The sequence below is a fragment of the Ruegeria sp. YTSA064 genome (genome assembly GCF_059610325.1).
In genome coordinates, this window is the sequence record NZ_JBXWNK010000001.1 from 373,437 (window position 1) to 385,538 (window position 12,102).

General features: G+C 55.9%; 6 protein-coding genes. 3 read left to right on the forward strand and 3 right to left on the reverse strand.

Annotated elements, in window-relative coordinates; genetic code table 11:
• Positions 1-246: 246 nt before the first annotated feature.
• From AC2FI7_RS01910 to AC2FI7_RS01920, 3 genes are all read left to right on the forward strand, one after another.
• Positions 247-3,666: a TM0106 family RecB-like putative nuclease gene (locus AC2FI7_RS01910; RefSeq protein WP_496833158.1), complete on the forward strand. Its 3,420-nt coding sequence runs from the start codon at positions 247-249 to the stop codon at positions 3,664-3,666.
• Between the two features lie 637 nt (positions 3,667-4,303).
• On the forward strand, positions 4,304-6,154 hold the full coding sequence (locus tag AC2FI7_RS01915; protein ID WP_496833160.1) for a phospholipase D family protein: 1,851 nt from the start codon (positions 4,304-4,306) through the stop codon (positions 6,152-6,154).
• Positions 6,151-7,752 (forward strand): hypothetical protein, encoded by a 1,602-nt coding sequence (locus tag AC2FI7_RS01920; protein ID WP_496833162.1) that lies wholly within the window; start codon positions 6,151-6,153, stop codon positions 7,750-7,752. The genes AC2FI7_RS01915 and AC2FI7_RS01920 overlap by 4 nt, the downstream gene beginning before the upstream one ends.
• Before the next feature lie 75 nt (positions 7,753-7,827).
• Here the strand turns inward: AC2FI7_RS01920 and AC2FI7_RS01925 are convergent, their stop codons facing one another.
• Genes AC2FI7_RS01925 through AC2FI7_RS01935 form a run of 3 tightly spaced genes read right to left on the reverse strand, consistent with a single transcriptional unit; the run spans position 7,828 to position 12,098 of the window.
• The gene (locus AC2FI7_RS01925; RefSeq protein WP_496833164.1) at positions 7,828-9,720 is read right to left on the reverse strand and encodes a type IV secretory system conjugative DNA transfer family protein; all 1,893 of its coding nucleotides are present in this window, start codon (positions 9,718-9,720) and stop codon (positions 7,828-7,830) included.
• Positions 9,713-11,521 carry a relaxase/mobilization nuclease domain-containing protein gene (locus tag AC2FI7_RS01930; protein ID WP_496833166.1) on the reverse strand — a complete coding sequence of 603 codons (1,809 nt, stop codon included), beginning with the start codon at positions 11,519-11,521 and terminating at the stop codon, positions 9,713-9,715. The genes AC2FI7_RS01925 and AC2FI7_RS01930 overlap by 8 nt, the downstream gene beginning before the upstream one ends.
• On the reverse strand, positions 11,508-12,098 hold the full coding sequence (locus tag AC2FI7_RS01935) for a hypothetical protein (RefSeq protein WP_496833168.1): 591 nt from the start codon (positions 12,096-12,098) through the stop codon (positions 11,508-11,510). The genes AC2FI7_RS01930 and AC2FI7_RS01935 overlap by 14 nt, the downstream gene beginning before the upstream one ends.
• Positions 12,099-12,102 lie beyond the last annotated feature (4 nt).

Below are 12,102 nucleotides of genomic sequence, written 5' to 3' on the forward strand. Positions count from 1 at the left end.
AAAACTTGAAACGCTGTGGGCTCTCAGTCAGCGGACAAAGCGGACTATTGATACGAAGAGGGCGTAAGCTCTGAAAAACATCAGATGAAAAGTTGTAAGCCCAACGGCCAGACCTGGCCCGCACTAGGGTTGGACGGCGAACTGCTAAGGCGACAGACTCGGTTCAAAACCGCCCAACCCAAAGGAATGCGCTCATCAGGTCAGGATTCATTGGACCAGTTTTTTGAGTATTGATATTATTCTTCAATGAAAAAGAAATTTGATGTCATACAGTTAAGTGCCTCTGATCTTGTCGGTCATTTGAATTGCAATCATCTCACCGAGCTCGATCTGAATGTTGCTTCCGGCACTCTTCAAAAGCCCAAAGTTTGGGACCCACTTCTGGAGATACTACGTGAGCGCGGACACCGCCACGAACAGGAATTCGTGCAGCATTTATCCGATCAGGGCCTCTCCAGTGTAACAATCGATGGCGTAGACATCACCGACGACGCCGTCGCCCAAACCAATGATGCGATGGCACAAGGTGCGGATGTAGTCATCCAGGCTGCGCTACGCGACAAACGCTGGTCAGGCCGCGCCGACATCCTCCGCCGTGTCGAAGAACCCAGTGATCTTGGGGCGTGGTCCTATGAGGTCATCGACACCAAGCTCGCCCGCGAGACCAAGGCAGGTTCCGTTCTTCAGCTATGCCTCTACGCCGATCTTCTTGATCAGGCGCAGGGCGTTGCCCCTGAATTTATCTATGTCGTTGCGCCGTGGTCGAACTTTGAACCGCAACAATTCCGATACGTTGACTATGCGGCCTATTTTCGGAAGGCGAAATCAGCCATCGAAGAAGCGACGTTGAATGATGCGCCTCCAGCGCACTACCCCGCACCAAAAGAGCATTGCGATATCTGTCGATGGCGCGAACGCTGCGAAGCCAAGCGCCGCGAAGACGATCATCTGTGCCTTGTTGCCAACATAAGCAAGAACCAAACAACCGAGCTTCAGGAGAATGGAATAACTACCGCCTCTGCCCTCGCAGCGATGCCCTCGCCCCTCCCGTGGAAACCTCAGCGCGGATCGGCTCAGTCATTTGAGAAAATTCGAGAGCAAGCGCGCATCCAGATCGAGTCCCGGAATGCTGGCGAGCTCAAATTCGAACTTCTGCCCGTCATACCAGAAACAGGCCTGTGCATCCTCCCGGAGCCGTCTGAAGGCGACATCTTCTTTGATATTGAGAGCGATGCATTCGTCGGTGAACATGGCATCGAATATCTGTTCGGCTACACATACCGAGATGCGGACGGGAACTGGGAATATACGGCTGACTGGGCTTTTGACCGAGACAGAGAGAAAGCCATCTTCGAGCGTTTCGTTGATTTCGTCGTCGAACGTCGCAAAACCTATCCCGACCTCCATATCTATCATTTTGCACCCTATGAGACCGCTGCGCTCAAGCGCTTGATGGGGCGCTATGCCAGCCGTGAGAATGAAATCGATAAATTCTTGCGCGCAGAACTCTTCGTCGATCTGCTTTCTGTTGTTCGGAATGCTGTGCGTGCAGGCGTGGAAAGCTACTCAATCAAGAAACTTGAACCGATCTACGGCTTTGTAAGATCAACTGAGCTTTCCGAAGCCAACCTTGCTCTTAAGAGCTTGCAAGCCGGATTGGAGCTCGGCGACATCGAGTCCATCAGCGACGAGCATAAAGCCACCGTGCAAGGCTATAATCTCGATGACTGCGCCTCCACCGCTGCCCTCCAAAATTGGCTTGAAGAGCAACGACAAAGCCTGATCGATCAGGGCATCGAAGTACCGCGCCCTCCGCTCAAAGACGATCAAGAACAAGAAGAACTCAGCGAGCGCCAGCTCGCGATCCTCGATCTGATCGAGCGCCTGACGTCCGATGTTCCTGTCGATATTGAGGAGCGCACTCCGGAACAACAGGCGCGGTGGCTGCTCGCCTATCTCCTAGAATGGCATTGGCGGGAAGAAAAATCGTCATGGTGGGAGTTCTTCCGCCTGAAAGAACTCACCGCAGAAGAGCTCCTTGATGAACGCCCCGCGCTCGCTTTTTTGACCTATGTTGACACCGTCGATCACACCAAGACAGGTATCCCGACAGATAGGTATCGGTTCGTGCAGCAGGATACCGATTTGCGCGGTGGAGAAAAACTCCGCTCTGCTGGCGGTGAATCCTTCGGTAGCATTGTCGAGATCAATGCCGATGCGCGAACGGTGGACATCAAGAAGTCGAAGAAGACGGCAGAGCTGCACCCTGAAGCTGTCTACGCTTTCGATAACTTTCCCGGGAAAGAACAAGCCAGTGCGATCTTCCGGATAGCGGAGTATGTCGCCAAAAATGGTATCGAGGGTGATGGGCCGTATCTCGCCGCTCGCACGCTACTTCTTCGCGAGCGGCCCCGCATTGGTGTTCAGCCGATCAGGCAGGACGGTGAGGACACGCTCGAGGCGGCACTACGTATCGCGAATGCTATCGATGGTGGAGTGCTTCCGATCCAAGGGCCGCCCGGAACGGGAAAGACATTCACTGGCGCACGGATGATCTGCTGCCTTGTAGAACGCGGCCTCAAGGTTGGGATCACAGCGAATTCGCACAAGGTCATTCGCAACCTCATTGACGGTGTCGTCAAAGCCTCGCATGAGATGGGCATTGATCTAACCTGCCTGCAAAAGCTGTCAGTGAATGCCGATGATGAAGACCGATTGATCTTCACCAAGGACAATGGAGCCGTCTTCGACTGCTTAAGCTCCGGCGCCTGCCAAGTTGCAGGAGGAACTAGCTTCCTTTGGGCGCGCGAAGACGCCCAAGACACACTTGATGTTCTGGTTGTCGATGAAGCTGCTCAGATGTCACTCGCCAATGTCGTAGCGGTTTCTCAAGCTGCACCTACTCTGATCCTGCTCGGCGATCCGCAGCAACTCGATCAGCCAAGCCAAGGCTCTCATCCCGATGGAACAGACGCCTCATCTCTCCAGCATATCCTGGGCGATGAGCATACGATCAGCGCAGATCGCGGACTTTTCCTCGAACAGACATGGCGTCTGTACCCTGAAATCTGCGCCTTTAATTCAGAGCTTTTCTATGACGACAAGCTCCATGCCAAGGAGAGCTGCGCGCTGCAACGGATCATCTCGGAGGACCAAGACGCTCTAATCAATGGCAGCGGCTTGCGCTACCTCCCCGTCCAGCACACGGGCAATAAAAGCTTCTCACTCGAAGAAGCCGACGCCACGGCACAACTGGTCAACAACATCCTTGTGGGCACACCCAGTTGGATCAACCGCGACGGCGAAGAACAGCCCCTCACCTTGGACGACATCGTCATAATCACACCATACAACGCACAAGTGTTTGAGATTCAGCAGCGCCTGCCCAACGCACGGGTCGGAACGGTGGACAAATTTCAAGGCCAGGAAGCCCCCATCGCCATCTACTCCATGGCAACATCCAGCCATGCCGATGCCCCGCGCGGCATGGAATTCCTCTACAGCGCCAACCGTTTCAATGTTGCGATCTCACGCGCCCAATGCGTCGCGATCCTAATCGCCTCCCCTGACATCTTCGAAGCGGAGTGCAAAACCCCAAGACAGATGCAGCTCGCCAATGGTTTCTGCCGCTATCTCGAATGTGCGTCACCTCTGAGCCTGGAATGAGGTGCGCGTGAACAAGATCGACGTGACAGAAAGCGTACCCCCAACGATCCGAGATTTCCTTGAGGCAGGTCAGTGGAAACACGCCCTGTTCACAACCTATGCTCTCAGCCTCAGCTACTTTGAATCCGAAGTTCTCCGCCCGCTGATACAAGCGGGATGCGACGATATTTGGCTGGTGGCAGACGCCCAAGGATATCGTGCATCTCTGCTTGAACGGCGATCAATGCGTGTCGGGCAGGAATACAGACTGGTTCCTGTCGGTCTGCCGAACGGAGTTTTTCATCCGAAATGTATTTACCTGTCATCGCCCGAACAGGATGTGCTTCTTGTCGGAAGCGGCAATCTGACGTTTGGAGGACACGGGCGGAATGCCGAAGTCTTCGAAGCCCTGACGCCTGAAAACCATGCCACCGCATTCCAGGACTATGCGGACTTTCTTCTGGGTTTGGGCACCCGCTCAGATATTCAAACTGGACTGACGGGCTGGATCGATGAGTTTGCCGCGCGTGCAGAGCAAGCATCGCGGCGCGGCACAGATGATAGTTCAACCCCACCGATCAGACTCCTGCACCCTCTAGAGGCACCGATCTCCGATCAGCTTGTGGACGCGGTGAGCATACGCGGCGCGTGCGAAGAGTTGAAAATCATCTCGCCCTATTTCGACCCAAATGGTTTTGCCGTTCAAAATCTGGCTGAGAGAACAGACGCGCAAAAAACAACAGTCGCCGTCACGTCCCCCCAGGGAAGCCCTTTCCCGTTTGCCGATGCCGCCTCTTGGAAAAAACCCGTCACACCGAAAGCGCCCGTTCTTTCAGGTCAAAAATTCGTTCACGCAAAATGGATTGAACTGACGACAGCGGACGGGACGGTGCTGTTGACAGGCAGCGTGAACGCCACACGAAAGGCCTTGACCACAACGGACAATGTCGAACTCGGCGTGCTTCGGCTGATGAACGAGCGAATCTCCTTTCTGGACTGGACGGAAAGCGACGCCCCGAGCTTTGACGCTGATACCCAAATGCCCTCCGGTCTCGGATCATCAGAGATCGTTTTCGCTCGATTCGATCAGCGCGACACACGGATCTTGAAGGGCTCACTTCTCAGTCTGCAAGAGACTGAAGGTTCATGGACGTACCGACTGACCCAAGCGGATGGCGCATCGGTTGCAGGAGATGTGACCGTCAAGGACAATGGCTCATTCGAAGTCTTCAATGAGAATCTCGATGGCTTTGCTGAGCTGCCCGCACTTCAAATCGCTCTAAAACGAGATGACCGCGAAGCCCGTGGCTGGGTTCACAATGACCTTTTGCTCAGTATTGGGTCGCGGCGACGACTGACCGCTGGTGCATTGAGCCGCCTCATGCGCCGAGATGGCACGGATGATGATATCCAGGCGTTGCTGGATTATCTTAGCGTCCAAGCTGACAAGCATTTGCGCATCTTCAATCTTCCGGTGGCAAGTGACGACGGCGAAGACGCGCCAAAAGATACGGACGAACAAACTGTCAGCGTGCTTATTGATGATCTCGCCCCAATGCCGGACTTAGACAATATTGAGGGGTTCAAAAACCCCGCGGGCAGCGCGGGCCAGGATCACTTTGAAACTGCGATGTTGCGCCTCCGACGAATGTTGCTCGGTCATGGGCGCAAGATTGCATTATCGCGCGCCGACAACGCAGATGCCGTCGTCGCTGAAGACGAAGAGAATGACGAGCGCCAAAGATCCAACGACGATGATGCCTATAGACTTGGGCTAAAAGATTTTGAACGTTCGCTCGATCAGATGATCAAGGACGCAGAAGATCGCCCTGACGCGCTCAAGGGTCTGCTCGTGATCCAGCTTGAAGTCGGCATGTGGATGCGCCTGCATCGCCTGGATGACTTGGATAGTGCGCGCGAATTCTTGGGTCGATGGTTTGTAAATGCAACAAAGCGCGGTCTTGCAGGTGAAGACAATCTATCTGCGTTGACACAGCATATCTTTACCTCTGCCGCAATCCTTGCCGCCTTTGCCGATCCTTATTCAGAGACCACTCAGTTGGTCGCCTTACATGATGCATTAGAACGATTTTGCTCCGGTATCGTCGATGAACCGAATGCACTTGAGAGTCTGGTACATGACCCGAAAACGGGCTTTGCGTCTACGCTCCTCCCCGAACTTGACGAAGACGCACTGGAAGCGGCCTTAAAATCTATTTTGAGCACGAGAACGCGTCGCAGACAGCTTGAAGACGCGCTTCGTCTTGCGGAGCGCGGGGACGATATTCCGAGCGACTGGGAAATATTTGGCACACCGCTTGGCCAATCTCTCCACGCAAAACTGATTAAACCGAATTGGAACAAGCAGATCAAACGCGCAATCCCGAATTACACGGGTTGCAGCCATTGCTGGTGCGCCTACCCCATCCAGGAACTCAATCAGTTTCAAAGTCAACGAATTGGTCATTGTATCCAGTGCAAGAAGTTTTCGTTGGATATTGAGCCATGAATATAGAAGTCCCGCAGAAGCCTTTCTTCCTTCCTCCGCTCGACCGAGAGAATAGCGGTGTCGATTTTCTGGGTCTGCGCCAAGCCAATCTCGACATGATGGGAGAGATGATCCCGTCCATCAACAACGTCACCTCCTATATTCGGCCCTTCTCGCTTCTGTCTTGGATTTACTGGAAGTTTCATGATCTCTGTAAAGAGGATGGGATCAAAGAAGCGAACAGCGACGATCTCAAATTTTTTCGTGAACGCATGGAGGTTCTCTTTACATGGGGCGCGAGCCTCCATGAAACATCCGAGCGCATTCCAGGAGTTTCGGCTACGCCGCCGCCGGACAAGGATGGCGTGAAACCTCTGACCTTTGACGCGTGGGGCCGCGTGCAAAGCAGTACGAGCTTGATCGCCGCGCTGTGGTACGGGCCTGCATCTAAAACCGTGACGGGGCTCGGATTTCTATCTCCTGTTCCAGGGCGGGGCGGCTTCTTCAGAGTATCAAGCGCAGGCGTCGCTTTGGCAAAAGCACTCGACAAAAAGCTTCGCGAGGATAGCGAGAGATATAGCAGCTTGCTGGCAACGCTCGATCCCGTCGAAGCAAGAGAGAGTGATGCCATCGCCTTATGGTCGCTCTGGTCTCCCGAGACCGTCGAGCATGAAGAAATGGCTATCTTCTCAGACGCCTTGACGTCTGAAGAAGCCATCGGCTCGACCGATACGCTTCTGGGCAAGCGCAGCACCACCTTTGCGCTGGCACGCCATCACTTACAGCAAGTTGGCGCGGCGCAGAGCATCCCAGAGATCAGACGCGGCATGTGTTTCTCCGTTCATTCTGACGGATCGACTTATGTCGTCCCAAACTCGCTGGAAGAATGCCGCCGAAAATGGGTGGCGCTGCAAATGCGCCAGCTTCAACGACTTTCCTTGGAAAGCCTGCTCAGCTGGTGCGAAGACCAGATACTTCGCTACGATCTCGTTGATCCGTCTGCGATGGCTGCGCGTTTCAAAACGTCTTGGACGCCAGCCGATTACGGTCTCGGCGAGGATCAAACCCTCGAAAATCAGATCCAGGAACTGGACGCGAAGTCTCGTTCTGTCGAAGAATTCATTGCCTCAGTCAACACAAATGCCCTCCCTGATCCCTTCTCGGTCATGGCCGAGATCACCGAAAAATTTCGCCAGCGTGATCCGGAGTTTGCCGCACCATGCTTCTTCGGACTTCTGCTCTGCGCCGCATTTGCGGGTGCAGAAAACGCTCCATCGAACATGGTTCAACTCGGCACTGCGCCGCGCTTATCTCTCAGTGTACTGCGAAACAGATTGACCGGTCTTGGCGATGTCACCGCGGCGGAAGCCTTCGAATACATTGTGGAAGCCATGGTCATCAGCCAGCACTTTTCGACAGCAGTGAACCGCTTCGATGGACGCAACCAACGCCTGCGCCTTTCTATCGAAGAGACGGGCCTGACGGCACTCGTGTCATCGCCTTGGCAGCCAACAGTCACGGAAGATCGTCTCGGTACGTTGCTGTCGCTTGCCGCTCAAAGTGATCTTATCGCAACAACTGACGATGGAGAGTATCTTATTTCGCCTCGGGTCGCCTGATACCACCCGGTTTGAGGCTTCAATTGTCCGCCTTGGTCTTGCCAAAAGATCCGCGTTGCTGATCTGAGTTCACATTCATCCCTGAGCGGCCTTTTCCATAAACCTTTCCACCCTTTTAGTTCCGGCCTGGTAGTCACCCAAAGTGGCCTTAGAAGCTGACTGTGCATTTGGAATGCCGGACGCTAATTCTTTGATCTCATCGCGCCGTTCCTGAGTACCTTCTAGGGCATCATCGGCACCTCCTATCGGCACTTCCAACGCCCCAATCTTCGCCTCCAGTGCCTTGATCTGCCCTTGCAGCCCGCGCATCTGGTCCCCCGCAGATGGATATGGCAGCTCTCCGGTCTGCTTGTCGAAGATCTGCTGAAAGAACCGGTCTTCATAGTATTTGATCCGTTTGGCCCGCACGGGCATTTGCGCGTCGACCACCAGAACGATGTCATCAAGATCCATGCGCCGCGCCTCATCCTCGGGCAGCAAAGCGGTTTCTTCGGTCCGTTCAGACATACTGCGTCCGGCAAAGGGGTTGCGACCGACAGAGCGTGAACGAGTCACAACGCGCTTGGTTGTTTTGCCGACGGCTTTGCTGAGCTCTTCGATGGTCTTTTCATCTGAGGGGGTCAGGTAGAGCTTGATACCCGCGTTGCCCTGCAAGGCGCGGCGGGCGTTTTCACCGTAGATTTCGTCCAGCGCCGGGATCGTTTGTGTGACGATCGCGAGGTTCGCCCGATATGACCGTAGGGTTTCGATGCTGTCCAGAACAATGGGCATTTTGCCCAGGCGGTTGAACTCATCGAGCATGATCATCACAGGCCAAGGTTCGTCCTTGCCAGGTTCATGGACTTGTAACGATGCCAGCAAGTCCGAGAAAAAAAGGCGGATCAGCGGGGCGAGCGGTTTCACCATGAGCGGTTCAACCACAAGATAGACCGAAAACGGCGTCTTTCGGATATCGCGAAAATCGAAGTCCGAAGTTGCGGTCGCACGGTCGATGGCCGGGTTTGACCACTGCTTGAGTCCAGATGTCATCAAGAGCGACAGGTAGGACGTTAGTGTGTCGTTGTTGGTCGAGGCCATGCGCATGAAGATCAGTTTAGCAGCTGGATTGACGACTTCGTCGGCGCGGCGGCGATACTCCTTCTGCTTGTCCCCGCCAGATGCGGTGATGCGGTAGATCTCGCCCAGGGTCGGCCGCTTTCGCTCGAACGCCAAAAGCCCTGCCGCCACGAATAGGTCGATACCGCCATCGAGGAGCCCTTGGACCCGGTCGTTATCTACTTGCAAGAACAGCGAAGCCAGAAGTTGCAGCTCCATCTGCTGGCGGTCGACATTTTCGAGCGCCGATATGCGCAACAAAGGATTGTAGCGGTGCGAGCGGCCGTCCTTCCAATCAGTTGGCGCAAACCGGAACACCTTGTCGCCTTGAGCTGCCCTGTGGCGCGCCGTTGCCTCGAAGTTTTCGCCCTTCACGTCCAGCACAACCGCGCTGCCCTGATAGGTCAGAAGGTTTGGGATGACGAAACCCGTCGTCTTGCCGCGTCCGGTCGGGGCCACGATCAAAGCATGGGGAAAAACCTTGGACATGACAAAGGGCTTTCGGCTCTTAGGCTTGCCCATTTTGCCGAGGACAAAGCCGTGGCCGGGCTTTCCGAAAAAGCCGTTCCGCTTCATCTCGGACATGTGCTGCCAGTGGGTTTCACCGAACTTGGTCAGCGCGTCGTTCATCAATACAGCGCTGAGCAAAACACCGGCACAAGTGCAGATCCCCGCGATCAAGTGAACAATCTGCATATCGCCCGGATGTGTCGTTCGAAAAACCCCATAGCTTCGCGCCAACATCAGGAAATCGATATCCGCCCCGACCCCAAACCAGCGGAATGTCAGAAAGGCCGACGCCAGAACATAGCCCAACACAGCGCCGAGAAGAGCAAAGCTCATGACGCTGAGTGCGATCCGCGTCTTACCCATGCGTCACACCCTTTTCGCCATCGGCATCGACATGCCGCTCGCGTTGAACATCAATTTCTTCATTGGCGATTTCGTCTAGGACATGCTCCATCGCAACACTGTTCGCCAGAGCGGCATCGCTCTGCAGATAGGCCTTGGCAGCATAGAGCCGGTCCAGGCGGTCTTCGATATGTTCCTCCAGCGCAGTCTCATCGCCAATCGCCAAGCCCGGGGTGTTTTCTTCACCGGCCAGATCCTCCAGTTCGGCCCTCAAGGTCTCGCGCTCCAGATCGCTGCGGAATGGATCTGCGGTCGGGTCGTCCCTCATACGGCGCAGGATATCAGCTGTGGTCGGCGGCAGCCGGTCGATGATGGCGTCCTGCCGGTCGGCTTCCACCGCCCCACTGTCTTTGAGAACGTGCGTCTCGGCCAACACACGGCCTAGATCACTGTGCACCTGGTCGAGACGGTCGATCGCTCTTTCGAGCTCATCGGCGCGAGACAGGTCAAAGCCGTCCTTCTCGGCAATCGCCTTCAAATCCTGTCCAAGCCATTGCCGCTCGAGCGCGGCATTGCTCGCGCCGATTTCAACGCGACGCGTCACCTCTTGCGCGTCAATGCCGGTGCCTTTCAAAGCCTGCTGAAGACGCTCTGCCAGAGCTGGATCCTGCAAAGCGCCTTGGGCCTCGGCCCGTATGTTCGCAGCGGAATAAATACCACTTTGGGACGCGTCTTCGAGCAAGGTGTGGGACTGCGTTCCCATTGGGCTCAGATGTGACAGTGAACGATAGATGTCGTTCAGCTCATGCTCGAGCGCCGCGCGCCGCTCTACCGGGGCGTCCGCCACAATGCGCTCAGCTTGGTTGATCTTGTCGTGAAAGGCATCCACGACCTCATCAAACGAGTGCTGTTCTTCAGCCATGCCATATACCTTTCCATCTGCTTCAATCGGTTTGCCCTGCGCCAAAAGCGTCGCGGCCTTGTTCAAGGCAGCTGCAATGTCATGCTGGTTCTCGCGCGAGGCCTCGGCAGCCAGGCCGCGATAGAGCTGCGCGTTTTGCGCCACCTCGGCCAAGGCACGGTCAAGCTCTGGCCCCACGCGCTCGCGGTCAGCCAACTTCTGTGCGGTGGTTTCGGCACGACGCTGCTCTACATCGCTCGGCCTCTTCGTCGTGATGCCACGTTCGAGCTTTCGCGTCGCCTCAAGCCTCAACCCATAGCGGTCGGACACCTCCACCATGGCCTCGCGAAAACTGTCGTAGTTGAAATGGTGCCCCTCCTTCAGGAAGAAGAACTCCCCATCCTTGCTGCGCCGGTTCAGGACGACATGGGCGTGCGGATGATCCCGGTCCTCATGCACGGCTGCGATGTAGTCAAAATGGCTGCCTTCGCCCTGAAAGAACCTCTCGCAAACCTCGCGCGTAATGTCGGCGACATCCTCGCCGCGCGTGCCAATTGGGAAGGCCATCAAGAGATGCGAGGTATGCCCCAGTTTGGGGTGGAACCCCTCATTCCACTGCGCTGAAAACCGGCGTGTGGCCTGCTCGATCTCTTTGGCTGACAGAACGCTTTGGCCGTCATAGGTGCCACGGCTGTCGATGATAAAGCTCGACTTGGTGGTCAGGTATTCCAGCTGGTTGCGCAGCTGCGCTTTGTTATGCGTGCCGCCGTCGCGAATGGCTTTGAAGATCGCGGGCGAATGCCCCATCGCCGCCCGGGCCATTTGCTTGGCACGGGCACGCGGCACGCTGCCGCGAATGCGGCTCCAGTCGCGATCGAAGAAGGCCTCCTGCGCGGCAGCAACGGCGCTATTCCGGGCCATCGGCAAAACCTCCCAGTACGCGAGCAACCTCGCCGGACAGCGCGCTTCGGCGGCGCTGCGCCATGTCCTGAACCTGGTCGGCGATATCGAAAATCAGCCCGGCCAAGGCGCGGACCTGAGCATGGGCGGAATTGCCATAAGGTGGCGTCTTGCCCTGACGTTTTGCCTCGTTCAGGCGCTGCGCAATCTGGTTGGTATTGTTGCCAGTGCGATTGAGAGAGGCCGACAATCCCTGCATCTGATTGGCCAGTTCATCATCAGGGACAAAGAGATCGTTCGAGGCATGGATCAGCCGACGCAGCCCTTCCGCCCGGCTGGCGATATCATGCCGCGTCAGCACCGCATCAAAGCCCGCCAACTCCTTAGGCGTCAGCCGGACATTCACCAGCTCAGAGCGCACACGCGCATCAAGCTTGCGGCTTTGATCGGCCTTCAAGGTGTAAAAAATGCTGCGGGTCGTGACGCCGAATTCGCGGGCCAGATCCTCGATCGGCACCCCTTCGGCACGCTTGCGCACGATGGCAAAACGCTGGTTCTGCGTCAGTCGTTTGTGCCGTGGTGCGCTCGGTCGTGCCATGTGA